The 26,809-nt window shown below is 60.6% G+C and carries 23 protein-coding genes; 7 read left to right on the top strand and 16 right to left on the bottom strand.

What is annotated here, in order from left to right; all coding sequences use genetic code 11:
- Positions 1-7: 7 nt before the first annotated feature.
- Complete coding sequence (meaB, locus tag PH603_RS10540; RefSeq protein ID WP_289502489.1) at positions 8-982, top strand: methylmalonyl Co-A mutase-associated GTPase MeaB; 975 nt, start codon at positions 8-10, stop codon at positions 980-982.
- Positions 983-985: 3 nt separating this feature from the next.
- On the opposite strand, the gene PH603_RS10535 is transcribed toward meaB, so the two are convergent.
- The 8 genes from PH603_RS10535 to PH603_RS10500 form a co-directional block, all read right to left on the bottom strand.
- Positions 986-1,723 (bottom strand): SDR family NAD(P)-dependent oxidoreductase, encoded by a 738-nt coding sequence (locus PH603_RS10535; protein ID WP_289502488.1) that lies wholly within the window; start codon positions 1,721-1,723, stop codon positions 986-988.
- 5 nt (positions 1,724-1,728) lie between these two features.
- Entirely contained in the window at positions 1,729-3,243 is a 1,515-nt protein-coding gene (gene purF, locus PH603_RS10530; protein ID WP_289502487.1) for an amidophosphoribosyltransferase, read from the bottom strand.
- Positions 3,244-3,357: 114 nt separating this feature from the next.
- Positions 3,358-4,032, bottom strand: a complete 675-nt coding sequence (locus tag PH603_RS10525) for a CvpA family protein (protein ID WP_289502486.1) — start codon at positions 4,030-4,032, stop codon at positions 3,358-3,360.
- A gap of 23 nt (positions 4,033-4,055) precedes the next feature.
- The gene (gene radA / locus PH603_RS10520) at positions 4,056-5,429 is read right to left on the bottom strand and encodes a DNA repair protein RadA (RefSeq protein ID WP_289502485.1); all 1,374 of its coding nucleotides are present in this window, start codon (positions 5,427-5,429) and stop codon (positions 4,056-4,058) included.
- Position 5,430: 1 nt separating this feature from the next.
- Entirely contained in the window at positions 5,431-6,207 is a 777-nt protein-coding gene (locus tag PH603_RS10515) for an ABC transporter ATP-binding protein (protein ID WP_289502484.1), read from the bottom strand.
- The gene (locus PH603_RS10510) at positions 6,204-6,992 is read right to left on the bottom strand and encodes an MlaE family ABC transporter permease (protein WP_289502483.1); all 789 of its coding nucleotides are present in this window, start codon (positions 6,990-6,992) and stop codon (positions 6,204-6,206) included. Before PH603_RS10510 ends, PH603_RS10515 begins: the two co-directional genes overlap by 4 nt.
- Positions 6,993-7,092: 100 nt before the next feature.
- Positions 7,093-7,881 carry an enoyl-CoA hydratase-related protein gene (locus PH603_RS10505; protein ID WP_289502482.1) on the bottom strand — a complete coding sequence of 263 codons (789 nt, stop codon included), beginning with the start codon at positions 7,879-7,881 and terminating at the stop codon, positions 7,093-7,095.
- A 67-nt stretch (positions 7,882-7,948) separates the two neighbouring features.
- Positions 7,949-9,409: a DEAD/DEAH box helicase gene (locus PH603_RS10500; RefSeq protein ID WP_289502481.1), complete on the bottom strand. Its 1,461-nt coding sequence runs from the start codon at positions 9,407-9,409 to the stop codon at positions 7,949-7,951.
- 89 nt (positions 9,410-9,498) lie between these two features.
- On the opposite strand from PH603_RS10500, the gene PH603_RS10495 reads away from it, so the two are divergent.
- On the top strand, positions 9,499-10,194 hold the full coding sequence (locus tag PH603_RS10495; RefSeq protein ID WP_289502480.1) for an alpha/beta fold hydrolase: 696 nt from the start codon (positions 9,499-9,501) through the stop codon (positions 10,192-10,194).
- Here PH603_RS10495 and parE read toward each other — a convergent pair whose 3' ends face one another.
- Positions 10,195-12,174 carry a DNA topoisomerase IV subunit B gene (parE, locus tag PH603_RS10490; protein WP_289502479.1) on the bottom strand — a complete coding sequence of 660 codons (1,980 nt, stop codon included), beginning with the start codon at positions 12,172-12,174 and terminating at the stop codon, positions 10,195-10,197.
- 209 nt (positions 12,175-12,383) lie between these two features.
- Here parE and PH603_RS10485 point away from each other — a divergent pair, with 209 nt between their 5' ends.
- From PH603_RS10485 to fabZ, 4 genes are all read left to right on the top strand, one after another.
- Entirely contained in the window at positions 12,384-12,653 is a 270-nt protein-coding gene (locus PH603_RS10485; protein ID WP_289502478.1) for a hypothetical protein, read from the top strand.
- A 94-nt stretch (positions 12,654-12,747) separates the two neighbouring features.
- Positions 12,748-14,772: a tetratricopeptide repeat-containing sulfotransferase family protein gene (locus PH603_RS10480; protein WP_289502477.1), complete on the top strand. Its 2,025-nt coding sequence runs from the start codon at positions 12,748-12,750 to the stop codon at positions 14,770-14,772.
- A 114-nt stretch (positions 14,773-14,886) separates the two neighbouring features.
- Positions 14,887-17,355 (top strand): TonB-dependent receptor, encoded by a 2,469-nt coding sequence (locus PH603_RS10475; protein WP_289502476.1) that lies wholly within the window; start codon positions 14,887-14,889, stop codon positions 17,353-17,355.
- A 129-nt stretch (positions 17,356-17,484) separates the two neighbouring features.
- Positions 17,485-17,925 carry a 3-hydroxyacyl-ACP dehydratase FabZ gene (gene fabZ, locus PH603_RS10470; protein WP_289502475.1) on the top strand — a complete coding sequence of 147 codons (441 nt, stop codon included), beginning with the start codon at positions 17,485-17,487 and terminating at the stop codon, positions 17,923-17,925.
- 76 nt (positions 17,926-18,001) lie between these two features.
- On the opposite strand, the gene PH603_RS10465 is transcribed toward fabZ, so the two are convergent.
- Both PH603_RS10465 and gltX read right to left on the bottom strand, forming a co-directional pair.
- Positions 18,002-19,288, bottom strand: a complete 1,287-nt coding sequence (locus PH603_RS10465) for a citrate synthase (RefSeq protein WP_289502474.1) — start codon at positions 19,286-19,288, stop codon at positions 18,002-18,004.
- A gap of 52 nt (positions 19,289-19,340) precedes the next feature.
- Entirely contained in the window at positions 19,341-20,756 is a 1,416-nt protein-coding gene (gene gltX, locus PH603_RS10460; RefSeq protein ID WP_353507353.1) for a glutamate--tRNA ligase, read from the bottom strand.
- Positions 20,757-20,960: 204 nt separating this feature from the next.
- On the opposite strand from gltX, the gene PH603_RS10455 reads away from it, so the two are divergent.
- Entirely contained in the window at positions 20,961-23,060 is a 2,100-nt protein-coding gene (locus PH603_RS10455) for a ComEC/Rec2 family competence protein (protein ID WP_289502472.1), read from the top strand.
- A 14-nt stretch (positions 23,061-23,074) separates the two neighbouring features.
- On the opposite strand, the gene lexA is transcribed toward PH603_RS10455, so the two are convergent.
- The 5 genes from lexA to PH603_RS10430 all read right to left on the bottom strand — a co-directional run bounded on the left by lexA (position 23,075) and on the right by PH603_RS10430 (position 26,745).
- Positions 23,075-23,761: a transcriptional repressor LexA gene (lexA, locus tag PH603_RS10450; RefSeq protein WP_289502471.1), complete on the bottom strand. Its 687-nt coding sequence runs from the start codon at positions 23,759-23,761 to the stop codon at positions 23,075-23,077.
- Positions 23,762-23,850: 89 nt separating this feature from the next.
- Entirely contained in the window at positions 23,851-24,330 is a 480-nt protein-coding gene (gene moaC / locus PH603_RS10445) for a cyclic pyranopterin monophosphate synthase MoaC (RefSeq protein WP_289502470.1), read from the bottom strand.
- Entirely contained in the window at positions 24,327-25,136 is an 810-nt protein-coding gene (trpC, locus tag PH603_RS10440) for an indole-3-glycerol phosphate synthase TrpC (RefSeq protein ID WP_289502469.1), read from the bottom strand. The genes moaC and trpC overlap by 4 nt, the downstream gene beginning before the upstream one ends.
- The gene (gene trpD / locus PH603_RS10435) at positions 25,133-26,164 is read right to left on the bottom strand and encodes an anthranilate phosphoribosyltransferase (RefSeq protein WP_289502468.1); all 1,032 of its coding nucleotides are present in this window, start codon (positions 26,162-26,164) and stop codon (positions 25,133-25,135) included. Before trpD ends, trpC begins: the two co-directional genes overlap by 4 nt.
- The gene (locus PH603_RS10430) at positions 26,161-26,745 is read right to left on the bottom strand and encodes an anthranilate synthase component II (protein ID WP_289502467.1); all 585 of its coding nucleotides are present in this window, start codon (positions 26,743-26,745) and stop codon (positions 26,161-26,163) included. The genes trpD and PH603_RS10430 overlap by 4 nt, the downstream gene beginning before the upstream one ends.
- Between the last annotated feature and the right edge of the window lie 64 nt (positions 26,746-26,809).

Raw genomic sequence — 26,809 nt, 5'->3', positions numbered from 1 at the left:
CGGCGCCATGCCCGATATTGAAGCCCTGTTCGCCGGTGTCCGCGTTGGCGAGCGTGCCGCTATCGGGCGGGCGATCACGCTGATTGAAAGCCGCAACGAGGCGCACCAGCAACAGGCGCAGGAGCTGCTGCATAAGCTGCTGCCGTTTGCCGGCAGTGCGCAGCGCGTGGGCATTTCGGGCGTACCGGGGGTGGGCAAATCAACCTTCATCGAGGCCTTGGGCACCATGCTCACCGGCGCCGGGCACAAGGTGGCGGTACTGGCGGTTGACCCGTCCAGCGGCCGTACAGGTGGCTCAATCCTCGGCGACAAGACCCGGATGGAAGCCCTGTCGCGCGACGAGAATGCCTTCATAAGGCCGAGCCCGTCATCGGGCGTGCTTGGCGGTGTGGCGCGGGCGACGCGCGAAACCATCGTGGTGATGGAAGCGGCGGGCTATGATGTCGTGCTCGTTGAAACCGTCGGCACCGGGCAATCGGAAACGATGGTCGCCGATATGGTCGACTTTTTCCTCGTGCTGATGCTGCCGGGGGCAGGCGATGACCTGCAGGGGATCAAAAAAGGCATCCTTGAGCTCGCCGACATGATCGCCATCAACAAGGCCGATGCCTTCCCGGACAAGATCACCGATGCCATGCGCCATTATAAATCGGCGCTGCATATCCTGACCGATATCAGTCCCAGCTGGCATCCGCCGGTGGTGGCATGTTCCGGCCTCAAAGGCGACGGCCTTGATGACCTGTGGGCGCAGGTTGAAAAGCACCAGCGGCTGATGACGGAGAATGGCGAGCGGCAGGCCCGGCGTGAAAAGCAGCGGTTGGCGTGGCTGAAAGCCCAGATTGCCGACCGGCTACTGGCCGACTTTTATCATCACGAGGGCGTTTCAGCTGCACTCAAGGGTGTCGAAGCTGAGCTCAAAGGTGGTCGCACCACGGTCTCCGCCTCTGTGCGCCGCTTGATGGCGATTTATCACAAGGAATGAAGCTCAGTCGCGCTTCAGGCCGGCCCAATCGTAGAAGCTGACCTTTTCACCCTGTTTTGTGCAGGCAGGTGACGCGAGCTCGACAAAGAGCGGTGCGATATCGGCCGGCTTCGGCAGGGTCGAGGCATCTTCGCCCGGTACGGCCTTGGCGCGCATGGCGGTGCCGATGGGGCCGGGATCAACGAGATTGACCTTGATCGGCGTGATTTCACACTCGGAAGCATAGGTGAGCGCGAGGCTTTCAAGGGCTGCCTTGGTGGCCGCATAACCGCCCCAGTAGGCGCGGTTCTTGGTGGCCGCACCCGAGGTGACGAAGATCGCGCGGCCGGCGTCCGAACGCTTCAGAAGCGGGTCCATAGAGCGGATGAGGCGCCAGTTGGCGGTGACATTCACGTCCAGCAGTTCGGCAAAGTCCTTCACCGAAATATGGCCCAGCGGGCTGATGGTGCCCAGAACGCCGGCGTTGCCGACAAGGATATCGAGCTTGCCCCAGCGTTCATAGATCGCTGCACCCAGCCGGTCGATACTGTCATGGTCCTTCAGGTCCATCGGCACGATGGTGCAATTGCGGCCCATGGCACGGATCTGGTCGTCTACGTCTTCAAGCGAGCTTTGGCTGCGCGCCCGTGCCGTGATGATCACATCGGCGCCGGCTTCGGCAAGTGCCAAGGCAACAGCGCGGCCAATACCGCGGGAGGCGCCGGTCACGAGGGCGAGGCGGCCATCAAGAAGTTTGGTCATGGGTATCAGCGTCCGGTTGAGGCGATGAGTTCAAGCTGGCTGTCGCCGGCCTCCGCTTCCGACTGGTCGGTCAGGAAGGTCGGATAATCGCCGGTGAAGCAGGCGTCACAGAAGGCCGGGCAGGATTTGACGCGGCCTTCGGGGCGGTTCACGGCGCGGTACAGGCCGTCGATCGTCAGGAAGGTCAGGCTGTCGGCATTGATATGCTTGCACATGCCTTCGATATCCATGCGCGCGGCCAGAAGCTTCGAACGTTCGGGCGTATCCACGCCGTAGAAGCAGCTGTGGGCGGTCGGCGGGGAAGCGATGCACATATGCACTTCGGTCGCGCCCGCTTCGCGCATCATGTTCACGATCTTCAGGCTTGTGGTGCCGCGCACGATTGAATCGTCCACCAGAATGATGCGCTTGCCCTTGATGTGCCAGCGGTTGGCATTGTGCTTCAGCTTCACGCCGAAGTGGCGGATCTGGTCGGAAGGCTCGATGAAGGTCCGGCCCACATAATGGTTCCGGATAATGCCGAGCTCGAACGGAATACCCGATTCCTGCGCATATCCGATGGCGGCAGGCACACCCGAATCCGGCACCGGGATCACGAGGTCGGCATCAACCTTGCCGCTGTTTTCGCGGGCAAGCTCGGCACCGATACGCTTCCTGACCTCATAAACGCTCATGCCATCCATGAAGCTGTCGGGGCGGGCGAAATAGACATGCTCGAAAATGCAGGGGCGCGCACTTTCCTGCTTTAGGGGCTTCAGGCTGGTAAGGCCTTCTTCGGTGATGACCACCACTTCGCCCGGCTCCACGTCGCGCACAAATTCTGCACCGATGATATCAAGCGCACAGGTTTCAGAACACATGATCCAGGCCTTGTCGAGCTTGCCAAGAACGAGCGGACGAACGCCCAGCGGATCGCGCACACCGATCATGCCTTCGCGCGCGACGGTGACGAGCGAATAGGCGCCTTCAATCTGATTGAGGGCATCCACAAACCGGTCCATCAGGGTGCGGAAATGGCTTTTGGCGATCAGGTGCAGGATGACTTCGGTGTCGGAGGTCGACTGGAAGATGGCGCCGCGGCGAACGAGGCTTTTGCGGAGATGCGTGGCGTTCGTCAGGTTGCCGTTGTGGGCTACCGCGAAACCGCCCGAGGCAAACTCGGCAAAAAGCGGCTGCACGTTCATGAGGCCGGTGCCGCCAGTGGTGGAATAGCGCACATGCCCGATGGCGCAGTGGCCGGGCAGGCTGTCGATCACATCCTGACTGGTGAAATTGTCGGCAACATGGCCGAGGACTTTCTTGGAGTGGAAGCCTTGTTCAGACCCGTAGGAGGTGATGCCGGCTGCTTCCTGGCCGCGGTGCTGCAGGGCGTGAAGGCCGAGTGCGCAGTGAGCGGAAGCATCGGGTGTGCCGAAGATACCGAAAACGCCGCACTCTTCCCTGAGTTTGTCATCATCGAACGGGTTCGTGGTGACATCGGCAAAAGGGTTGGTCTCGCGCGGGTTGGTCGTCTGAGCCATGGAGCGGTATCCCTTATCCAGTCGGTACTCGAAAGTCCCGCACCGTATATAGCGCGAAACCGGTTCTGCCTAGATTAAAATCGTGAGTGCCTGCTGCAGGCAACATGCAGGGGTCTATTTTTCCGGCTCCGGCGGCGGCAGGTCTTCCTCCACCGTATCGATCAGGTCGTCCAGCCGGTCCCGTGCCTTGTCGTCGTAGGAGGCCGCCTTTTCCTTCAGCGTCTCGCTGATGAACTGGCTGGTGGCCGAGCGCGAGGCCTTCTCAAGGTAAGCGTCACCCACCGCGCGCGGGTCTTCGCCAATCGCTTCGGCGGCAAAGCCTTCTACCATTTCAGCACCCCAGGCCACCAGCGGCTGCAGCTGCGCATTGCTGATCCACGGCGGGCTATCCTTGCCGGGATAAAGCTTCGAGATGGCGAGATAGGCGACCGAGATGATCACCACACCGCGCAGGAAACCGAAAAGCGCACCAAGCGAGCGGTCGAGGAAGCCGATGGGGCTATCTTTCACGGCACGACCGACGAATTCGGCGATGTAGCGCAGGATGAAAAGGGCGACAGCGAAGATCACCAGAAGCGTTATGAGATCTGCAAGCTCCGGCGGGCTCACAATATCACGTCCATAAGGTTTAGCGAGCGGAAAACCGAAGAAGGTGACGAAACCCGCACCAGCCCACGCGGCGAACGAAAGTGCCACAGTCGCGAAGCCGCGACCGAAGGCCAGAATTGTTGAAAGTCCCACCAGAAGGAGGACACCGATATCGAAAGCTGTCAGTTGGGCGAGATCCATGGCGCGATCATACTCCGGGATTGTCACGAGGCCAATGCATCAGGAAAAAAGAGTGCAGCAAGGTCACCAACGCGGTCGAGCGCCTTGAGGGGCAGGGTACTTGAAGCATTCTTTTTCTGTGCGGGGCCAAGGGCTTCGGCGAAACCGAGCTTGGCGGCTTCTTTCAGGCGGGCATCAGTTTGGGCCACCGCGCGAATATCGCCGGAAAGCGCAATCTCGCCAAACACCACGGTCTGGTCAGGCAGCGGAATTTGCGCGAGGCTCGACATGAGCGCTGCTGCAACAGCCAGATCGGCCGCAGGCTCGTTGATCTTCAAGCCGCCCGCCACATTGAGGTAAACGTCGCACCCGGCAAGGCCAAGGCCCACACGAGCATCAAGGACCGCAAGCACCATGGCGAGCCGGCCCGAATCCCAGCCAACAACGGCCCGGCGCGGGTTGGCTGCACTCGAGCGCGCCACAAGCGCCTGAATTTCAACCAGCACGGGGCGGGAGCCTTCGATACCGGCAAAGACCGCGCTGCCGGGTTCGCGCGCTTTGTGGTCGGCAAGGAACAGGGCGGAGGGGTTGGTCACCTCCGTGAGGCCTTCACCGGTCATTTCAAACACGCCGATCTCGTCGGTGCCGCCGAAGCGGTTTTTAACGGCGCGCAGGATGCGGAACTGGTGGCCGCGGTCGCCTTCAAAATAAAGGACGGTATCAACCATATGTTCCAGCACGCGGGGGCCGGCGATCTGGCCGTCCTTGGTGACGTGCCCGACAAGGATGACGACCGTGCCGCGCCGCTTTGCATACGAGATCAGCTCGTGGGCGCAGATCCGCACCTGGGTGACGGTGCCCGGGGCGCTGTCCACATGGTCGGCAAACAGCGTCTGGATCGAATCGATCACCACCACCTTGGGCGGAACGGCCTCGTCGAGGGTCGTCAGGATATCGCGCAGGCTGGTTTCACAGCCGAGCTTCAAGGGGGCACCGGAAAGGCCGAGGCGGGCGGCGCGCATCTGAACCTGTGCGGTCGCTTCCTCGCCCGAGAAATAGATGCATTCGTGCCCGGCTTTGGAAAGTGCCGCCATCGCCTGCAGAAGGATCGTCGATTTGCCGATGCCGGGATCGCCGCCGATCAGAATGGCGCTGCCCGCCACAAAGCCGCCACCCAATGCACGGTCAAGCTCGGCAAGGCCGGTCAGCAGGCGCGGCTGGTTCTCAGGGGGCGTATCGAGGGAGACGAGATCGACCCGGCGGCCCTTCTGGGCGGAAAGGCCTTTCGGCGCGCCAGACACGGCGGCGCCCTGTTCCTCGATCGTGTTCCACTCATTGCAGGCGTCGCACTTGCCCTGCCAGCGGGTATAGACGCTGCCACAGGCGTTACAGGCGAAGGTTTTCTGCGCTTTTGCCATCCTAGGGTTTCAGCACTTCCATCTGGATCGGCCCCTGAGCGCGGCCATGGATGAACTGGTCGACATAATCGTTGCCGGACCTGTCGATCTCGTCGCGGGTGCCTTCCCAGATGATTTCGCCGTGATAGATCATGGCGATACGGTCAGCGATCTTGCGCGCGGAGGCCATGTCATGGGTGATCGAGATGGTGGTGGCGCCAAGGTCCTTCACGCACTCGACGATCAGGTCGTTGATGACATCCGCCATGATGGGGTCTAGGCCGGTTGTCGGCTCATCGAAGAAGATGATCTCGGGCTCGGCTGCGATGGCGCGGGCAAGGCCCACACGCTTCTGCATGCCGCCCGAAAGCTCCGAAGGTGAAAGGCTGCCGACATCGGGCGAAAGGCCCACACGGCGCAGCTTCTCGATGGCAATTTCCTGCGCTTCCTTGCGGTCCATCCCCTTGCCCTGGATGAGGCCGAAGGCGACATTTTCCCAGACAGGCAGACTATCGAACAGCGCCGCGCCCTGGAACAGCATGCCGAAACGGGTCATCACCTCGCGGCGTTCGCTGCGCGACATGGTCAGCACATTTTCGCCGTCGATCATGATTTCGCCGGCGTCCGGCTTGATCAGGCCAAGCACCGATTTCAGCATCACCGATTTGCCGGTGCCCGAGCCACCAATCACAACAAGCGACTGGCCGGCAGGCACGGAAAGGTTGACGCCCTTGAGGACAGCCTTGGGGCCGAAGCTTTTGTGAACGTCCTTGAGGACGATTTTGTCAGGCTTGCTCATCCCCGGCCTCCAAACACGATGACGGTGATGATGAGGTTCGACAGCAGGATGGCGATGAAGGCCGAAACGACCGCATTCGTCGTCGCCTTGCCAACACCTTGCGCGCCGCCACGGCTGAAGTAACCGTGATAGCTGCCCATCAGCGCGATGAAGAAGCCGAATACCGCCGCCTTGACGAGCGAGGAATAGACGTCCGACTTTTCAAGGAAATCGACCGTCACCTGCAGATAGGTGCCGGGATTGAGGCCAAGCCGACCGGTGCCGATGACATAGCCGCCGAGCACGCCGATGATATTGGCGATCAGCACCAGCATCGGCAGCGTGACGACCGCGGCCACGAGGCGCGGCACGATCAGATATTTAAAGGGGTCGGTTGAAAGCGTCGTCAGGGCGTCGATCTGCTCTGTCACTCGCATAGTGCCAAGCTCGGCTGCCATGGCGCTGGAAACGCGGCCCGCAACCATCAGGCCGCCTAGCACCGGCCCGAGCTCGCGCACAATCGCGATGACCACAACGCCCGGCACCACGCTTTCAGCATTGAACCGGCTGCCGCCCACATAAATCTGCTGGGCGAGGGCAGCGCCGGTGAACAGGGCTGTAAGGCCGATCACCGGCAGGCTGTTATAGCCGATCACCCACATCTGCTGCAGGATCAGCCGCCAATAGATCGGCGGATTGACAAGGCCGCCTAGGGCCTGTCCGGCGAAAAGGGACAGGCGCCCGAGTTCGGCCAAGGCGCCAAGTACCATCCGGCCGATGGCAGCAAAGGGATTGAAGGGACGCATACGAGCCAATGTTTCCAGTTTGTTCCGGTCAGTCCTGTTTATCGTCTGCGTCCTTAAAAGGAAAGAGGGTGATTGACCAGCGCTAACTGCGGGTGGCTGGTCAGCGCCCCTCGAACTTGGTCGGCCGCTTCTGCATGAAAGCTGAAACGCCTTCGATGAAATCGGCGGTCCGGCTGCACTGGCGCTGGGTTTCCGCCTCGCGCTGCAACTGTTCCACATAGGTGCCGTTGAGGCTTGCGGCCATCAACTGGCGGATGCCGGACAGGGCCTTCGTGGGGCCATTCGCCAGCCGTTTGCCAAGGGCGAGGGCGGCGGGCATCAGATCGTCGTCTTCGACGACGTCATAGATCATGCCCCAATCCTTCGCGGTCTCGGCCGGTATCTTCTCGCCGAGCATCATCTGCGCGGTTGCCCGTGCCTTACCGATCAATCGTGGCAGAAGAAAGGTGACGCCCGCATCCGGCACCAGCCCGATATTGACGAAAGCCAACAGGAAGTAAGCAGATTTCGAGGCAAGCACGATGTCTGCCGACAGCGCGAGGCTCATGCCGGCACCGGCCGCCACGCCATTGACGGCCGAAATGACCGGGATCGGCAGGGAAGCGAGCTCGAGGAGCATCGGATGGTAGGTGTCCATCAGGTTGGCGCCCGAATCCCCGTCGCCGCCCATGCCTTCAGCGAGATTGGCGCCAGAACAGAAACCGCGGCCCGATCCGGTGATCAGCAGTGCACGGGCGCGGCCACCGGGGCGGCCCAAGGCGCGCAGGGCGTGGGTTACTTCCGACTTGATAGCTTTCGAGAGCGCGTTCAGCCGGTCCGGCTGGTTGAGCGTGAGAACAGCAAGTCCGTCCTCGATCGTCAGCGTGATCGCTTCATATTTGTCCGACATCGGTTTTCCTCCCCCGAGTGATTTTTCACACTCTAAGGGTCAGAAAATGCGGCGGCAATAGGCAGGCTTATTTGCTGAGCTTGACCGGCGCCATCAGGAAGGCGGGCATATGATCGCCCATGCCGACAACGGGCTCGAAATCGTCATCATCATCACGGCGGCGACGACCACGCGGCGCGGGCTTTTCAGCGCGTTTTTCAGGCTGCGGCCTTGGCGTTGCGGCCTTGGCTTCGGCTTGCGGCTCTGCCTTCGGCGCGGGCTGCTTTTCTGCCGGTGCCTCTTCCTTGCGGGGGCGGCGGCTGCGCGATGCGCGGGGCTTTTCTTCCGACGCAGGTGCGGCGGCTTCGGGCTTTTCGCGGCGCGGGCGGGACTTGCCGGGGAGCGGCTCGTCATCGGCATTATCGTCCGGCACGTCGGTGCGTGGCAGCTTGTTGCCGGTCATCTTTTCGATGGCGGCGACATATTTGTCGTCGTCGCGGGTTTTCGCCGCAATCGTGAAGGCATTGCCAAGGCGACCGGCGCGTCCGGTGCGGCCAATGCGGTGGACATAGTCTTCCGCGTGGCTCGGCACATCCAGATTGAAGACGTGGCTGACGTCAGCGATATCAAGGCCGCGTGCTGCCACATCGGAGGCACACAGAAGCTTGATCTCGTTTTCCTTGAACTGGCGCAGGATTTCGAGCCGTTCGCTCTGGGCCATATCGCCGTGAAGCTGGCCGACGCTGAAACCGTGGCGCTTCAGGCTTTCGAAGGTTTCTTTCACCGAAGTCTTGCGGTTGCAGAAGATGATGCCGTTCTTCACATCTTCGGTGCGCAGGAGGGCGCGAAGGACGCGGCGCTTCTGCTTGACATGATCGACCTCGATCAGGTTCTGCGTGATTGTCGCGCTGGTCGACGAGGGACGCGATACCTCGATCTTTTTCGGGTCGTTCAGGAATTGCTGGGTCAGGCGCTGGATCACCGGCGGCATGGTGGCCGAGAAGAAGAGCGTCTGGTGCTGGCGCGGGATGCGCTCGCAGATTTTTTCAACGTCGGGGATGAAGCCCATGTCGAGCATGCGATCGGCTTCGTCCACCACGAGGATTTCAATGCCGGTGAGCAGAAGCTTGCCGCGCTCGAAATGGTCAAGCAGGCGGCCCGGCGTGGCGATCAGGACGTCCACGCCGCGATCAAGCGCCTTTTCCTGATCGGCAAAGTTCACCCCGCCAATCAGAAGCGCCATGTTCAGCTTGTGGTTCTTGCCGTATTTCTCGAAATTCTCGGCAACTTGGGCTGCCAGCTCGCGGGTCGGCTCGAGGATCAGCGAGCGCGGCATGCGGGCACGCGCCCGGCCATGCGCCAGAATATCGATCATCGGCAGCGTGAAGGAAGCCGTTTTGCCGGTACCCGTCTGGGCGATGCCCAGCACGTCGCGGCCCATCAGCACCTGCGGAATGGCTTGAGCCTGGATAGGCGTGGGCTCACTGTAGCCGGAGTCGGTGACCGCCTTCAGTGTTGGTTCGCTCAGTCCCAGAAGATCAAAACCCATGTGTGTCCGTCGGTTGCTTGGTCAAAGAATTGCGGGCAGCATAGGGATATAAAGGCCAAAGTCAATCATAGAGGGCAGGAGATGCAGGCATGACGAAACAATTGGTGTTTGTACCGGGTCTCCTGAGTGACAGGCGGCTGTTTCTGCCCCAGATCGGGGCACTTTCGCAGGACTTTGATATCCATGTCGCCGAGACCCGCGAAGACGAAACAATCGAGGCGATGGCGAGCCGTCTTCTTGCTGACATCAAAGGCGAATTTGCCGTCTGCGGTCTCTCTATGGGGGGCTATGTGGTGCTGGATGCGCTCCGGCAGGCGCCCCAACGCATCACCCATTTCGCATTGATGGACACGAACGCCCATGCCGACCTGCCAGCAGCGACCGAAAAACGCCTTCAAGGCATGCGGCTCGCAGAGCAGGGCCATTTCGAGGGGGTGATCGAAACATTCGTCGGCAGCGTCTTTTCCCCAAAGAATGCCAACCGCCCCGGCTGCGGCGATGTGCTTCGGGCCATGTCCAAAGATTTGGGCGTCGACACCTTCCTGCGCCAGCAACGAGCCATCATGGCGCGGGCCGATGCGACGGGCCGACTGAAGGGCTATCACCAGCCGGCCCTTGTGCTTTGCGGGATCGAGGATGCGCTGTCACCGCCGGCTGTGCATGCCGAAATGGTGCGAAACCTGCCAAACGCCGACTATCATTGCCTCACCCACTGCGGCCACATGGCAACACTGGAAAGGCCGAACGCCGTTATCGACGCAATGCGGACGTGGCTGGCACGGTGATCAGATGTCCAGTTCTTCGATGCTCGTTGCATTGTCGCGGATGAATTCGAAGCGCTTTTCAGGCTTCTTGCCCATCAGGTCGTCCACCAGCTCGTTCACGACGGCGCGTTCGGCATAGTCGTGGGGCAGGGTGACGCGCAGGAGGGTGCGCTTCTCCGGCGCCATGGTGGTTTCCTTCAGCTGCGCCGGCGGCATCTCGCCAAGGCCCTTGAAGCGGCTGATATCGACCTTGCCCTTGCCGGCAAATTCGGTGGCCATCAGATGATCCTTGTGGGCGTCATCGCGGGCATAGAAGACCTTTCCGCCGCGTGCGAGGCGGTAAAGGGGCGGCATGGCGAGGTAAAGCCGGCCGTCGCGCACGAGCTGCGACATTTCCTGGAAGAAGAAGGTCATCAGAAGCGTTGCAATGTGGGCGCCGTCCACGTCGGCGTCAGTCATGATGATGACTTTTTCGTAGCGCAGCGCCGCGCGGTCGTAATTGCCGCCGGTGCCACAACCGAGCGCCTGAATGAGATCGCGGATTTCCTGGTTGGCAGCGATCTTGTCGCGGGTCGCGGACGCCACGTTCAGGATCTTGCCGCGAATGGGCAGGATTGCCTGCGTCTTGCGGTCGCGAGCCTGCTTGGCGGAGCCACCTGCGGAATCACCTTCCACGATATAGATTTCGGTGCCGTCAGGGCTGTCGCTCGAACAGTCCGTCAGTTTGCCGGGCAGGCGCAGCTTGCGTTTGGAAACCGCAGTCTTGCGCTGGATTTCCTTTTCCTGCCGGCGGCGGAGCCGTTCTTCCATCCGTTCGAACGCCCAGGTCAGCAGGCCGCTCGCGCGTTCCGGATGGTCGGCGAGCCAATGGTCGAAAGCATCGCGGATGGCGTTTTCGGTCAGCCGCTGCGCGTCTGGCGTGGAGAGCTTGTCTTTCGTCTGACCCTGAAACTGCGGGTCGCGGATGAAAACGGAAAGGAGGGCGCAGGCCGAACCCCACACGTCCTCGGCGGTCAGTTGCGCCGTTTTTTTTCCGTTGCCGGTGAGGTCACCATATGCCTTCAGCCCCTTCACAAGCGCCGACTTGAGGCCACTTTCGTGGGTGCCTCCTTGCGGGGTCGGGATCGTGTTGCAGTAGCTCGAGAAGAAGCCGTCGCCGAACTCGGGCCAATGCAGTGCCCACTCGACCTGACCCTGCGCGTCCGGAAACTTCACAAAGCCCGCAAAAGGCTCGGGCGTTACAGTAGAACGCTTGGCAACGGTTTCCGCCAGATAGTCGGAAAGGCCACCCGGGAAATGGAGCGTGGTTTCAACCGGCGTCTGGTCATCGGACGGGATCAGGTTTTCCGCACACTTCCAGCGGATTTCAACGCCCCGGAACAGATAGGCCTTGGAGCGCGCCATCTTGAACAGGCGGGCGGGTTTGAAGGCCGCGCCTTTCCCGAAAATCTGTTCGTCGGGCATGAAGCTGACATTGGTGCCGCGCTTGTTCTGCACTGCACCCAGGTTTTCAAGGCCGGAGGTCGGCAGGCCGCGCGAGAAGCTCTGGCGATAAAGCGTCCGGTCACGGGCGACTTCGATGGTCACATATTCGGAGAGCGCGTTCACGACCGAAATACCCACGCCGTGCAGGCCGCCCGATGTGGCATAAGCATCAGACGAGAATTTGCCACCGGAGTGCAGGGTGGTCAGGATCACCTCAAGCGCGGACTTGCCCGGATACTTCGGGTGCGGGTCGACGGGGATACCGCGACCGTTGTCCCCGATGGTGACCGAACCGTCCTCATTCAGGGTCAAAGTGATTCGGCTGGCGTGCCCCGCCACTGCCTCATCCATTGAGTTGTCGAGCACTTCGGCAACCAGATGGTGCAGCGCGCGTTCGTCCGTACCGCCGATATACATGCCCGGCCGTTGGCGGACAGGCTCAAGCCCTTCAAGGACTTCGATGTCCTTCGCAGAGTAATCTGTCTTGGTCTGCGAAACTTCGAACAGGTCGGTCATCGGCTTTCCTTTTGAGGGCGGGGCATTCCGGGGTATTATAGCGAGGCCCGCCCGTCAAGCTGCATCAAAATATAGTAGCAGCGACAGGTATAATTAGCAGTGGTTGTATGTATTTGCGTGAAATGGCGGCGAATCTGTCAGTTCCCTAAAGACAAAATTAAGGGATCGGGCGATAGCGTCACCGCATAGAAGAAAGCGACAGGTGCTACATGGCCTCCCTCACTGCCTTTTCGTCCGTGCGCCGCTGGATGTCCGGCGAAGACACGGAAACAGACACTGAAAATGTTGCGGTTGGCGACCGGTTTTGCCTGCGCGAACGCCTGACAAGCGTGTGGGTAGTGCGGCGCATTTCAAGCGTCGAATCCAGCCAGTATCCGCTCGTGAGCCTGCGCCACGAGGCCTATCCCGATCTTGAAAAGACCGTTTCGGTCGGCGCGCTGGCGGATGGGATCGATTTTCTGCCGATGCCGCGTCCCTGAAAGCGGCATGTGATCACAGCGGCTTGATTTTGGGGCGCCAGCCCGTCACCTTGGATGTTCGTAATGTTTCGATCAATGCCAAGGACCATCACCTGTGACGTCACCCGAAAGCGCCGAACCTACCGGTTCCCTTGCCACCGCGATTGCCCACACATCGCGCCTGCTGGCACAGAATCCCGCGCTTGCCGAAGAACAGGCCACCGAAATCCTGAGGGTAGTCCCGGAAAGCCCGGAAGCAGCGCTTCTGCGGGCGATGGCCGTGGCGCGCCAAGGCCGCCGCGACGAAGCCGAAGGCCAGTTCGTTGCTCTGCTGAAACGCCTGCCGGACTATGCAGGGGCATGGTTTGAACTCGGCCAGTTCCACGCGCGCGCCGGCGACATGGAAAGTGCGGTTGACGCGGTCCGCAGGGCGGTCAAGGAAGCCCCGGGGTATACGCAAGCCTGGCTCGCGCTCGCCGACATGCTGACGGTGCAGGGGAAAACCGACGAGGCCGATGCCGCCTTCGCACGCCATATCGCAACCTCGACCAATGACCCGAACCTGATGGCCGCGGCGACAGCGCTCGTCGAGAACCGCCTGCCGGAAGCTGAACATCTGTTGCGCGCCCACCTCAAGCAGTTCCCGAGCGATGTTGCGGCCATGCGCATGCTCGCGGAAACCGGCGGTCGACTGGGGCAATATGACGATGCAGTGGCGCTGCTCGAACACTGTATCGCGCTTGCGCCGGGCTTTGATGCCGCGCGGCACAATCTGGCGCTGATGCTGAACCGGAACGGGCGCCTGCTGGAGGCACTTGATCATCTCGATTTCCTGATTGGCAAGGACGGCAACAATCCGAACTACAGACTGCTGCATGCTGCCTGCCTGTCGCGCCTTGGCCGGTATGAGGAGGCGATTGAAGCCTATGAACGCATCCTGAAGGTCTTTGACGGCCATCCGCAAAGCTGGATGAGCTACGGCCATGCCTTGAAGACCGTCGGGCGGCAGGAAGACGGCATCAAGGCCTATGAAAAGGCTGTTGCCATTGCGCCGGAGCTTGGCGAAGTCTGGTGGAGCCTTGCCAACCTCAAGACCTTCCGTTTCTCCAATGACCAACTTGCCATCATGGAACGCGAGGTGAAGCGTGAGGATATCTCGAAGGAAGACAGGTTTCACCTGCATTTCGCGCTCGGCAAGGCCTATGAGGACCGCAAGGTCTATAGCCAGTCGTTCGCTCACTATGAGGTCGGCAATACAGAGCGTCGCGAGGAACTTCAGTATAGCGCCGAGATCACCTCAGGCCTTGTGGCCCGCAGCAAGGAACTGCTGACCGCAGACTTTTTCGCCGCGCGGCAAGGGCAGGGGTCACAGGCTGCGGACCCGATCTTTGTGGTGGGGCTGCCGCGGGCGGGCTCGACGCTTGTGGAACAGATTCTGTCCAGCCATTCAATGGTGGAAGGCACGATGGAGCTGCCGGATATCATCGCGATTGCCAAGGAACTGGGCTTCAAGGATGGCCGCAAGGGCACCGGGCTGTATCCGGGCTCGATTGCCGGTCTGCCGGCCGACCGGCTGAAGGCGCTCGGTGAAGAATATCTTGATCGTACCCGTATCCAGCGCAAGGAAGGCACGCCTTTCTTTATCGACAAGATGCCGAACAACTGGCTGCACGCCGGGCTTATCCACCTGATCCTGCCGAACGCCAAGATCATCGATGCGCGCCGCCATCCGATGGGCTGCTGCTTCTCGGGCTTCAAACAGCATTTCGCCCGCGGCCAGGCCTTTACCTACGGCCTCATGGAAATCGGCCGTTACTATCATGATTATGTTGACCTGATGTCGCATATCGACCGGGCTTTGCCGGGCCGCATACACCGTGTGATCTATGAGCGAATGGTCGAGGACACCGAGACAGAAATCCGCGCGCTTCTCGATTATTGCGGGCTTCCTTTCGAAGAATCGTGCCTGCGATACTGGGAAACCGACCGCGCGGTGCGCACGGCCAGCTCAGAACAAGTGCGGAAACCGATTTTCAAGGATGCTGTAGAGCATTGGAAAAACTACGATCCCTGGCTCGCGCCGCTGCGCGAGGCCCTTGGCCCTGTACTTTCGTCCTATCCAGCTTCTCCCTTCGTTTAAAGTGCGGATAACGCACGAAAATTTCCTAATTCGTTGCTTGTAGGGCAATAAAAGAAAAGGTAGCCTAATAAGGCAGTAATAAGCCGAAAATAATGGCCTACAGGGAGATAACGAATGATTACGGATCTAGGTGCGCAACGTTCCGGTTTTGCGCGCAATGCTACGCGGTCGCTGCTGCTGGCGACGACCGTCTTGGCGGCTGGAAGCCCCGCCCTGGCACAATCTGCAGGTGCCGAGTCTAACGAACTGGTTCTCGAAGAAATCGTCGTGACGTCGCAGAAACGTTCTGAAAACATGCAGGACGTGGCGCTGGCCATTCAGGCGTTTGGCAACGAAAAGCTTGAACAGCTTCAGGTCACCGACTTCTACGATTATGCCAAGATGTTGCCGAACCTCTCCTACGCAACCGCAGGCCCGGGCTTCAGCCAGGTCTATATGCGCGGTGTGGCATCGGGCGGTGACGGCAACCACTCCGGTTCGCTGCCGAGCGTCGGCATCTATCTTGACGAACAGCCGATCACGACCATTCAGGGCGCCCTCGATGTTCATGTCTATGATATCGAGCGCGTCGAGGCGCTGTCGGGCCCGCAGGGCACGCTGTATGGCGCCAGCTCGCAGGCCGGTACTGTCCGCATCATCACGAACAAGCCGGACGTCAACGAGTTTTCAGCAGCCTATGACCTTGAGGTCAATCAGGTTGAGCACGGCGGCATGGGCTATGTCGGCGAAGGCTATGTCAACAAGCCGCTGTCCGATAAGGCAGCCATCCGCCTCGTCGGCTGGGTGAAGGAAGATGCCGGCTATATCGATAACGTCCACAATGTGCGCCAGTATGTCGGTCGCACCCAGTTCGCGGACGACAATGCGGAATATGCCGAAGACAATTACAACAATGTATCGACCTACGGCGGTCGCCTTGGCCTTCGCATCGACCTTGATGAAAACTGGACACTGACCCCGCAGCTGATGGGCCAATATCAGAAGTCCAACGGCTCCTTCGCCGTGGATCCGGCCTTCGGCGACCTCAAAGTTGCCCACTACCATCCCGAATTCCAGAAGGACAAGTGGGTGCAGGCTGCGCTTACCCTTGAGGGCAAGGTTGGCAATTGGGACCTGACTTATTCGGGTTCGTACCTGCGCCGGGCGATCGACGGCGAAAGTGACTATGCCGACTATGCATACTTCTACGACGCCTACTATGCCTCGGCCTACGGCGGCGGTACCTACTTCTATGACAATGCCGGCGATTACGTGAACCCGTCACAGTTCTTCCGCAGCCGTGACCGTTTCTCGAAAATCAGCCAGGAACTCCGTCTGGCGTCACCCGCTGAAAACGATGTCCGCTTCGTTGGCGGCTTCTTCTACCAGCGCCAGAGCCACAATATCCAGCAGCGCTACATGATCTGGGATATTGCCGACGCCATCACCGTTCCGAACTGGGATAATACGATCTGGCTGACCAAACAGAGCCGCGTTGACCGCGACTATGCGATCTTCGGTGAGCTGACCTGGGATATCACCGAGAAATTCTCGGTGACCGGTGGCCTGCGCGTCTTCAAGTATGACAACACGCTTGTCGGCTTCTTCGGCTATAGCGACGGCTGGTCGAGCCGCACGGGCGTTGCTGCTTGTGCCGGCGGGATTGACGGCCCGGCTGTTGTTGAGAACAGCCCGTGCACCAACCTCTACGACGACAAGATTTACGCTGAGACTGGTGATGTTGTGCCGCGTTCGGCCAAGAAGACGGGCAACACCTACAAGATCAACATGAACTATCATGTCACTGACGACATTATGGTTTATGGCACGATCTCGCGGGGCTTCCGTCCGGGCGGTCACAACCGCCGTGGTACGCTGCCGCCCTATATTCCGGATTTCCTGACCAACTATGAGCTGGGCTGGAAAACCACGCTGTTCGATGGCCGTGTTCGTTTCAACGGCGCCATCTATCAGCAGGACTGGACGGACGTGCAATATTCGCTCCTTGGTGCGAACGGCCTGACCGAAATCACCAACGCGGCACAAGCCCGCATCAAGGGTTTCGAGATGGATGCAACGGTCGCAGTGACCGACGGCCTGACCGTGACCGGCAGCATTGCGCATAACAATGCTCGCCTGACCGAAAACTTCTGCGGCTTCACGGACGATAACGGCAATCCGGTTACCGAGTGTGCAAGCCCTGAGGCACCGATTGGCACTGTTCTGCCGGTAACGCCCAAGTTCAAGGCAGCCATGACGGCGCGCTACGAATGGACGTTCGGCGACTATAATGCCTATGGCCAGATGGTCATGAGCCATCAGGATCGTCGCAACTCGGATCTGCGTCTCTTGGAGCGCAGTATTCTTGGCCGCCTGCCGGCATCGACCGAGGCTGACTTCAGCTTTGGTGTTGGCAAGGATGGCTGGACGATCGAGGCTTATATCCATAACGCCTTCGACGAGCGTACCGAAAACGGTCGCTATGCTGCCTGCGGCGAGACCATTTGCGGCTCCGGCTTCCCGGATGTAGGCGCACAAGGCATCATTTACAATGTGCCGACGCAGCCGCGCACCTTCGGTATCAAGTTCGGTCAGGAATTCTGATCGGGCAGATGCCTGCGATAACAACGAAGGGGCGGTGCTGCGGCATCGCCCTTTTCATTTGGAGGACTTGCCATACGCCGCGCTTGGGCCTATGGCTGCGTCAACACGTTCAAGAATGAGGGCAAAGCCATGCAATATGATGTTACTGCGATCAAGGAAATGATCCCGCACCGCTATCCGTTCCTTCTGGTCGACAAGGTTGTCGATATCGTAAAGGGCGAAAGCGGCACCGGCATCAAGTGTGTGACGATCAACGAACCCTTCTTCCCCGGCCACTTCCCCGATCAGCCGGTGATGCCTGGCGTGCTGATCCTTGAAGCCATGGCGCAAACAGCCGGCGTTATCGCGATCGATAGCCTCGGCGACGATGCGAAGGGCAGCAAGGCCGTCTTCTTCATGGGGATTGATGGTGCCAAGTTCCGCAAGACCGTGGTGCCGGGCGACCGGCTTGAAATGAAGGTCACAGTGCTGCGCGGTGGTGGCGCCGTGTGGAAGTTCCAGGGCGAAGCCTACGTGGAAGGCACCAAGGTGTGTGAAGCCACGCTGACAGCCATGATGGGCGGCAACTGAGCCTTCAGCGCTTCATCTGCCCAATGAAGAAGGCCCCGGAAGTATTTCCAGGGCCTTTTCTTTTTGTCATTACCGTTTAGCGATTGTCGACCGGAACATAGTCGCGCTTCGTGGCGCCGGTATAGAGCTGGCGAGGACGACCGATCCGCTGGGTCGGGTCTTCGATCATCTCTTTCCACTGGGCAATCCAGCCCGAGGTACGGGCCAGCGCGAAGAGCACGGTGAACATTTCGGTCGGGAAGCCCATGGCCTTCAGGATGATGCCCGAATAGAAATCCACGTTCGGATAAAGCTTCTTGTCGATGAAGTACGGATCCTCAAGCGCGATCTTTTCAAGCTCCATCGCCACATCGAAGAGCGGGTCATTGACGCCAAGCTCTTTCAGCACCTTGTGGGCGGTGGCGCGCATCACTTTGGCGCGCGGGTCGAAGTTCTTGTAAACGCGGTGGCCAAAGCCCATCAGGCGGAACGGATCGTTCTTGTCTTTGGCGCGGGCAATGAATTCCGGGATGCGGTCAACGGTGCCGATTTCCTGCAGCATGTTGAGGCATGCTTCATTGGCGCCGCCGTGTGCCGGACCCCAGAGGCAGGCAATACCGGCAGCGATACAGGCAAACGGGTTGGCGCCCGACGAACCGGCAAGGCGCACGGTCGAGGTCGAGGCGTTCTGCTCGTGGTCGGCATGCAGGATAAAGATCAGGTCCATCGCCTCTTCGAGGATCGGGTTGACCTTGTATTCCTCAGCCGGGACCGAGAACATCATTTTCAGGAAGTTGCCGGCGTACGACAGATCGTTCTGCGGATACACGAACGGCTGGCCAACCGAATATTTGTAGGCCATCGCAGCAATCGTCGGGATCTTGGCGATCAGACGATAGCTGGCGACCATGCGTTGGTGCGGGTCGTTGATGTCGGTGCTGTCATGATAGAAGGCAGCAAGTGCGCCAACCACACCAACCATCACGGCCATCGGGTGCGCGTCGCGGCGGAAGCCCGAATAGAATTTGTGCAGCTGCTCATGGATCATCGTGTGGTGGGTGATATCCCACTCGAACTTGGCTTTCTCGGCTTTGGTCGGCAGCTCACCGAACAGAAGGAGATAGCAGACTTCCATGAAGTCGCTTTGTTCAGCCAGTTGCTCGATCGGGTAACCGCGGTACCAGAGCTCGCCTTCATCGCCATCGATATAGGTGATACGGGATTCGCAGCTCGCGGTCGAAGTGAAGCCGGGGTCGAAGGTGAACATGCCGGTTTCCGCATAAAGCTTGCGAACATCCATCACTTTCGGACCGGTGCTTCCTTCCAGCACGGGCAGGTCCATTGCAGCGCCGTTGCCGGCCAGCTTCATCGGTTCGTTGGACATGTTTTCAACTCCTTCCTTATATTTTGGCGTTCGGTTGCTGACGCTGGGAGCGTCAGGCCGTCGATCTTTCAAGTCGGGCGAGAGTTTCTTCCCGGCCAAGAATTTCCAATGTGTCAACCAGATCGCCAGACGGCAGACCACCGGTGACGGCAGCCCGAACGGGCTGCATAACCTTGCCAAGTTTCAGCTCTTTCGCAACTGCAAAAACGCTGACGGCTTCCTTGATCTGGTCATGGGACCAATTTTCAACAGTTTTGAGACTTGTTGAAAGCTCGGCGAGCAATGCCTTGTTCTCAGCCGTCAGTTGGGCGAGGGCAGACTCAGTGGGTTCCTTCGGTTCGCCGTTGCAGAAAAGCGACGCATATTCCGCCAGTTCCGGCAGACGTTTGGCGCGTTCGGCAAGGGATGGCATGGCTTTCAGGATACGGGCTTCTTCATCAGCGGAGGGGGCATGGCCGATACGGGTGGCCAACAGCCCTTTGACAAGGCCGTAAAGTTCGTCCGCCGGTTTCGCGCGCATATAATGCGCGTTGATGCTGTCCAGCTTGTCAAAATCAAACCGGGCCGGGCCGCGGCCGACCGATTCCAGATTGAACCATTCGATGGCCTTGGCCGTCGGGATGATTTCCTCGTCACCGTGGCTCCAGCCGAGCCGCAGAAGATAGTTGCGCATGGCTTCGGGCAGGAAACCCATTTCTTCATAGGCCTCAACGCCCAGTGCACCATGGCGCTTTGAAAGCTTCTTGCCGTCCGGCCCATGGATCAGCGGGATATGGGCAAACTCGGGGATTTCCCAGTCCATCGCCTTGAAAAGCTGATACTGGCGGAAGGCGTTGTTCAAATGGTCGTCACCGCGGATCACATGGGTGATGCCCATGTCGTGATCATCCACCACCACTGCCATCATATAGGTTGGCGTGCCGTCCGAGCGCAGCAGGATCATGTCGTCCAGCTCCTTGTGCTGGACGGTGACCGGCCCCTGGACGAGATCATTGATCACGGTTTCGCCTTCGCGCGGCATCTTCAGGCGGATCGCAGGGGCAACACCGGCTGGTGCTTCGCTTGCGTCGCGGTCACGCCACAGGTCCCCTCGGAAATTCTCGCCCTTCGCGCGGGCTTCCTCGCGGGCCGCCGCATTTTCCTCGGCGCTCGCATAGCAGCGATAGGCCCGGCCACGCGCCAGCAGCTCTTCCGCGACTTCGCGGTGGCGCGGCGAGGAGGCAAACTGGCTGACGGCATCGCCGTCCCAGTTCAGTTCCAGCCATTTGAGGCCCGTGAGGATTGCCTCAATTGCGGCATCGGTGGAGCGGGCCCTGTCGGTATCCTCGATCCTCAGGCGGAATGTGCCGCCGTGGTGGCGCGCAAACAGCCAGTTATAAAGCGCCGTGCGGGCACCGCCGATATGGAGAAAGCCGGTTGGGGAGGGCGCAAAGCGGGTCACCACCCTCTTTGAAGAAGACGCCGTCATCGTACGCGAAGTCCTTGATCTTGATACAGAACGGGAGGCGATAGCAGGTGAGAGAAGGGGAATGCCTGCTTGCCCTAATGGCTTGTAGCATATGTTTTTCGCCAACACAAACAGGTGCGACCCTATGATTGCTTGTTGATCAGAGGGTGCGTGACTACACTTTCCGCGGGTAAATCACAGGCAATTCGGGGCAGACGGGGCCATATGGACGGCAGCCGGGTTTCAGGAAAGCGAGATGGCTGGCAGGCGCACCTCCTGCAGCCTGTCATCTTTGCGCGCGACGGCAGGGTTGCGGCGCTTGCCTTCGCACTGCTGTTCGGCGCCGGATTTGGCGCGAACGGTGGAATACCGGTGCTGGCATCTGCAATGCTTTGCCTCGCCGCCTTTGCGATATTCAGATATGCGCCGGCCCGTCTGCAGCTGGGCCTGCTTGCCGTGGCCGCCTTCGCGCTCGGTCATGCATGGGCAACAGCGCGGGTGCCGAAACTTGCGGACATCAGTTTTTGGCCGGCTGAAACCTATATTGCCTTCACCGGGGAAGTGGACGCAGTGGAACAGCGCGGGGACCGAGGGCTGCGCCTGACGGTGACACCCCAAGAATTTACCGTCCAGCGGCGGGAAGGGCCACCCGGGCGGTTGCGCCTGATGGTGCGGACCGATGCGCCGGTCGATCTGGTGCCCGGTGATATCGTGACGCTCGAGGCGATTGTCGGCCCGCCCAAGGGGCCGGTTTATCCGGGCGGGTACGATTTCCGCCGTCATGCCGTTTCGCAGGCGGTCACCGGCGAAGGCTTTGCTGTATCCGCCATTGTTCGCGTGGCAGAAGCGGAAGGAGGCGGGATGGCAAGGCAGGTTGAGCGGTGGCGGAGCCGGATCGCGCAAGACCTGCAAACGCTGATGCCGGGGCAAGCCGGGGCACTCGCTGCCGCTCTTCTGGTCGGTATTCGCGGCGGGCTTGATCAGGCCACGCTGGATGCGATGCGCGATGCTGGCCTTGCCCACATGCTCGCCATTTCCGGCCTCCATATGGGCATTATCGCGGGCGGCGCTTTCCTGCTGTTCGAGATGCTGGCAGCGGCAATTCCAGGCCTCGCCCACCGTATCCTGCCGCGCCGGGTGGCGGCCCTGATGGGCATGTTCGTGGCCACAGCATACCTTGTCCTCTCCGGCATGGGGATACCGACAATCCGGGCCTATATCATGGTGATGATCGGCTTCACAGCAGTGCTGGCCAACCGGCGGGCGTTATCGCTGCGCAGCCTTGCCATTGCAGCACTTGTAATCGTGGCCGTTGACCCTGCCGCTGTTTCAAGTGCCGGTTTCCAGATGTCCTTTGCAGCAACGGCCGGCCTTGTTGCGGCCTACGAAGTCTGGACCCGTTACCGCACGGCACGCCGGGCAAGGGGAGACTGGGCAGGTGACGAGCGGGGCATCACAGGCAGGATTGCCGGATTCATTGCCGCGAGCCTTGCAACAACGCTTGTAGCCGAGGCCTCGATTGCCGCTGTTGGCCTCTATCACTTCCAACACCTGACGCTCCTTGGTGCTGTGGCAAACCTTGTCGGCGTGCCGGTGCTCGCCTGGTTCATCATGCCGCTCGCCATTCTCACGCTGTTGCTGATGATCGTGGGGCTGCCAGCCGTCACCGCGCCCCTGCTTGGCTGGGGGCTGGAAAGCCTGATTGAATTGGCTGTCGCTGCGGCGGGCATGCCGGGGGCGGTTCTTTATCGCTGGATGCCGGGCGAAGCCTATCTCTGCCTCACGCTGCCCTTTGCGCTGTTTGTCGTCGCGCGGGACAAAAGGCTCTGGGCCGCTTCCGCGCTTCTGGTGATTGCTGGCTTAGCGCTGACCGGTCAGGCGCGCCGTCCCGATTTGCTGATCGATAGCGGCGGGCGCCTCATCGCGCGCTTTGACCAAACCCGTCAGGCGATGCAGTCAACAAGTGGCCGGCAAAGCTTCCGGACGGCGGCGTGGGCGCGGCAATGGGGGCTGAGACCGGGGTTGGCGCAGGAGAAGCTGCCCGGCGCCTGCGACGCGGCAGGGTGCTTGTGGGATATAGGCCTCGAAAAGCCACTCGCGGTACCGCGCGACCTTTCCGCCGTTGAGGAAGATTGCCCGCAGGCTGCGATTGCCGTCGTCGAGTATCGCTGGCGGCGCTATTGCAAGGGTGCGGATATCATGATCACAACGCGCGATCTGGAAGAATCCGGCCCCGTCGCCGTGTGGTATGGCTCGTCGGGATCATCGCCCCGACTGGAATGGAGCAGGGAGCAGGAAGACCGCCACACTGGTGACGGCCCCTGATCTGCCACCAAGCCTCAGTGATAGTGCCGAAGAAGCCCCACAAGGCGCCCTTGCACCTCAACCCGGTCAGATTCGTAAATCTGCGGCTCGTAAGCGCGGTTGGCGGGGATCAGGCTGATATGGCGGCCGGAGCGGCGCAGTGTCTTGAGGGTTGCTTCCTCGCGGTCGACGAGGGCCACAACCACTTCGCCGTCACGGGCGGTCTTGCAGCTCTCAATAATCACGGTATCGCCGTCCATGATGCCAAGCTCGACCATGGAATCGCCAGAAATCTCGAGCGCATAGCAATCCCCGCGCCCCAGCATGGATGCCGGGATCGCAACATGGGCGTCGCCGCGTTCCAGCGCTTCAATCGGGGTGCCGGCAGCGATCCGGCCATGCAGGGGAATTTCGACCGTGCCAGCTTCGGGTTCGGGTGCGCGGCGCGGGGTGAAGTCGGCGGAGACGACATTGGTGCTGGCAGCCGGCGTAGCCTCCACCTTGGCGCCTTCCGGCAGCTTCATCACTTCAAGCGCGCGGGCACGGTTCGCCATACGGCGGATGAAGCCGCGCTCTTCCAAGGCACCGATCAGGCGGTGAACACCGGACTTGGATTTCAGGCCAAGGGCATCTTTCATCTCGTCGAAGGAGGGCGAAATACCATCCGCCTTCAGCCGCCGGTCGATGAACAGAAGAAGCTCGCGTTGCTTGGATGTCAGCACATCATCCCCCTTGAAAACATGATAAGCGACGTTGCTTATATGTTCTCTTTTAGTTCACCTTTTGATTGAATGTCAAGCAGTGAAGGGGACTAGCAGGTCTCGGCGCGCCACGGGCCGCTTTTGCCGCCATCTTTTTCAAGAAGGCGGATATCGCCAATGACCATGCCCTTGTCGACAGCCTTTGCCATGTCATAAAGCGTGAGGGCCGCGACGCTGACGGCGGTCAGGGCTTCCATCTCGACCCCGGTCTGGCCCGAGACCTTCACTGTTGCTTCAATGCCAATGCTGGTGTCGCTAAGCGGCGCGAAATCAAGCTTCACCGATGTGATCGGCAAGGGGTGACACAACGGGATCAGGCGGCTGGTTTCCTTGGCGGCCATGATGCCGGCAATGCGTGCGGCGGCGATCACGTCGCCCTTCGGGAGGCCGCCTTCCATGATAAGCCTGAGCGTTTCAGGCTGCATCGTGACGGTAGCAACCGCGAGCGCGCGGCGCTCGGTCACCGCCTTGGCACCCACATCCACCATGTGGGCGGCGCCAGTGTCATCAAGGTGAGTGAGCTTGCTCATGCCGCTACGGGCCGCTGCAGGGCGCGGACGGCTGCAGTCACATCGTCCTGGCGCATGAATGTCTCCCCGATCAGGAAGCAGCCGGCACCGGCAGCTTCGCAGGCCGCGAGGTCGGCGGGTGTTGCAAGGCCGGATTCCGCCACAAGGATACAATCCTCGGGCACGTGCTTCGCGAGCTCAAGTGTTGTCTCAAGAGAGACCTGCATCGTCTTGAGATTGCGGTTGTTTACGCCAATCAACAAACTATCAAGCTTGAGCGCACGGTCGAGCTCCGCCCGGTCATGCACTTCAATCAGCACGTCCATGCCAAGATCAAAGGCCGCATATTGCAGCTCACGGGCCAGCCCGTCATCGAGTGCGGCCATGATCAGCAGGATGCAATCGGCGCCAAGGGCGCGGGCCTCCACCACCTGATAGGGATCGACCATGAAATCCTTGCGCAGGCACGGCAGCGATACGGCGGCCCGGGCAGCCACAAGATAGCTGTCGTCACCCTGGAAATAGGGAATATCGGTGAGAATGGAAAGGCACGCAGCACCGCCGGCTTCGTAGGCGCGGGCAAGGGCAGGCGGATCGAAATCAGGGCGGATCAGGCCTTTCGAGGGGCTTGCCTTTTTGATTTCGCAGATGAAGCCATACTCGCCAGCGTTCCTGCGGTCGACCAGCGCCTGCGCGAATTCGCGGGGCTCGCTCGCGGCCAGCGCGCGGGCGCTGAGCTCGGCATGGCTGACCTGCTGCTTGCGGCGCGCCACATGCTCGCGCTTTGCATCGCAGATTTCAGCCAGAATATCGCGGGCACCACTCATGTCTCGTCGCCTTTCCAGCGGTTCGTATAGGCAATCCAGTCGGCCAGCGTGTGGGCCGCTTTACGGCTGTCAATCGTTTCGCGCGCCAGATCGACGCCTTCCTGAAGGGTTGCAGTGCGCCCGCCAACGGTGAGGGCCGCCCCGGTATTCAGGAGCACGATATCACGGTACGCGGACTTTTGCCCCGCTAGAAGCGAGCGGATGGCCTCGGCATTCACCGAAGCATCGCCGCCCTTGAGGTCTGCGATTGATGCGCGCTTGAGGCCCACTTCTTCGGGCGTCACGGTGAAGCGGTGGGTGACGCCATCTTTCATCTCGACGACATGGGTTTCAGCCGTTGTCGTCAGCTCATCAAGCCCGTCGGCACCGTGCACGACCCAGACATGCTCGCTGCCAAGGCGTTTCAGCACTTCAGCCATGGGCTCCAGCCAGCGTTCGTCAAACACCCCCAGTAGCTGGCGCTTCGTGCCCGCCGGGTTGGCGAGGGGGCCGAGGAGATTGAAAATCGTCCGAAGCTTCAGCGAGCCGCGCACCGGCGCCACGTGGCGCATGGCGCGGTGATGGCTCGGGGCAAACAAGAAAGCAAAGCCATATTCGCGCATCGACTGTTCGTTGGCGAACTCGGGGATTTCAAGGTTGGCTCCAAGCGCTATCAGGACGTCTGCCGAGCCCGATTTCGAGGAAACCGACCGGTTGCCATGCTTGGCAACGGGCACGCCAGCTGCTGCCGTCACAATCGCGGCAGCGGTGGAGATATTATAGGTGCCAAGCTCGTCGCCGCCCGTACCGCAGGTGTCGATCGCACCTTCCGGGGCTTCAATACGCCCAGCCTTGGCGCGCAGCACCTCGGCGCCGCCGACGATTTCATCCGCCGTTTCGCCACGCACACGCATCGCCATCACAAAGGCGGCCATCTGGGCAAGATCAGCCCCGCCCGACATGATCGTGTCGAACGCATCCCGCGCATCGGCGGTCGTCAGCGCCTTGCCATCGGCAAGCCGGGCCAGATGCTGCCGGAAATCGGTCACTTGCCGAACTCCGCGGCGATCTTCATGAAATTGGCGATAAGCGCATGGCCGTGTTCGGACGCGATGCTTTCCGGGTGGAACTGCACGCCGTGGATCGGCAGCGTTTTGTGCGCCAGCCCCATGATCAGGCCGTCTTCGGTTTCGGACGTCACCTCAAGGCATTCCGGCAGGTCGTCGCGCGCCACGATCAGCGAATGATAGCGGGTGGCGGCATAGGGCGAGGGCAGGCCGGCAAAAAGCCCGGTGCCATTGTGGGTAATCTCGCTGACCTTGCCGTGCATCACCTTGGGTGCGCGGCAAACGGTGCCGCCAAACGCCTGACCGATGGCCTGATGGCCAAGACACACGCCAAACAGCGGCAGCGGTGCTTCAGTCACTGCCTTGATCGTGTCAAGGCAGATGCCGGCTTCATTGGGTGTGCAAGGGCCGGGCGACAGGATGATACCTTCGGGTTTTTGCGCCATCACATCCGCCACGGAAATCTGGTCATTCCGGTACACGGTGACCTCTGCCCCTTTTTCGACGAAATAGTGGTACAAATTGTAGGTGAAGCTGTCGTAATTATCGATCAGGATATACATGGCTTTAACTGGGGTAATGTCCCGGAGGCTGTTGGCAAACGTGCATCGGACAATGCGGTATTCG

It is taken from the genome of Gimibacter soli (assembly GCF_028463845.1).
GTDB lineage: Bacteria > Pseudomonadota > Alphaproteobacteria > Sphingomonadales > Kordiimonadaceae > Gimibacter > Gimibacter soli.
This window is presented reverse-complemented; position numbering and strand designations above follow the sequence as displayed.

Bases quoted from the DNA above. Each gene is read 5' to 3' on its own strand.
- meaB (WP_289502489.1), top strand. From the start codon at position 8: ATGCCCGATATTGAAGCCCTGTTCGCCGGTGTCCGCGTTGGCGAGCGT.
- PH603_RS10535 (WP_289502488.1), bottom strand. From the start codon at position 1,723: ATGACCAAACTTCTTGATGGCCGCCTCGCCCTCGTGACCGGCGCCTCC.
- purF (WP_289502487.1), bottom strand. From the start codon at position 3,243: ATGGCTCAGACGACCAACCCGCGCGAGACCAACCCTTTTGCCGATGTC.
- PH603_RS10525 (WP_289502486.1), bottom strand. From the start codon at position 4,032: ATGGATCTCGCCCAACTGACAGCTTTCGATATCGGTGTCCTCCTTCTG.
- radA (WP_289502485.1), bottom strand. From the start codon at position 5,429: ATGGCAAAAGCGCAGAAAACCTTCGCCTGTAACGCCTGTGGCAGCGTC.
- PH603_RS10515 (WP_289502484.1), bottom strand. From the start codon at position 6,207: ATGAGCAAGCCTGACAAAATCGTCCTCAAGGACGTTCACAAAAGCTTC.
- PH603_RS10510 (WP_289502483.1), bottom strand. From the start codon at position 6,992: ATGCGTCCCTTCAATCCCTTTGCTGCCATCGGCCGGATGGTACTTGGC.
- PH603_RS10505 (WP_289502482.1), bottom strand. From the start codon at position 7,881: ATGTCGGACAAATATGAAGCGATCACGCTGACGATCGAGGACGGACTT.
- PH603_RS10500 (WP_289502481.1), bottom strand. From the start codon at position 9,409: ATGGGTTTTGATCTTCTGGGACTGAGCGAACCAACACTGAAGGCGGTC.
- PH603_RS10495 (WP_289502480.1), top strand. From the start codon at position 9,499: ATGACGAAACAATTGGTGTTTGTACCGGGTCTCCTGAGTGACAGGCGG.
- parE (WP_289502479.1), bottom strand. From the start codon at position 12,174: ATGACCGACCTGTTCGAAGTTTCGCAGACCAAGACAGATTACTCTGCG.
- PH603_RS10485 (WP_289502478.1), top strand. From the start codon at position 12,384: ATGGCCTCCCTCACTGCCTTTTCGTCCGTGCGCCGCTGGATGTCCGGC.
- PH603_RS10475 (WP_289502476.1), top strand. From the start codon at position 14,887: ATGATTACGGATCTAGGTGCGCAACGTTCCGGTTTTGCGCGCAATGCT.
- fabZ (WP_289502475.1), top strand. From the start codon at position 17,485: ATGCAATATGATGTTACTGCGATCAAGGAAATGATCCCGCACCGCTAT.
- PH603_RS10465 (WP_289502474.1), bottom strand. From the start codon at position 19,288: ATGTCCAACGAACCGATGAAGCTGGCCGGCAACGGCGCTGCAATGGAC.
- gltX (WP_353507353.1), bottom strand. From the start codon at position 20,756: ATGACGGCGTCTTCTTCAAAGAGGGTGGTGACCCGCTTTGCGCCCTCC.
- PH603_RS10455 (WP_289502472.1), top strand. From the start codon at position 20,961: ATGGACGGCAGCCGGGTTTCAGGAAAGCGAGATGGCTGGCAGGCGCAC.
- moaC (WP_289502470.1), bottom strand. From the start codon at position 24,330: ATGAGCAAGCTCACTCACCTTGATGACACTGGCGCCGCCCACATGGTG.
- trpC (WP_289502469.1), bottom strand. From the start codon at position 25,136: ATGAGTGGTGCCCGCGATATTCTGGCTGAAATCTGCGATGCAAAGCGC.
- PH603_RS10430 (WP_289502467.1), bottom strand. From the start codon at position 26,745: ATGTATATCCTGATCGATAATTACGACAGCTTCACCTACAATTTGTAC.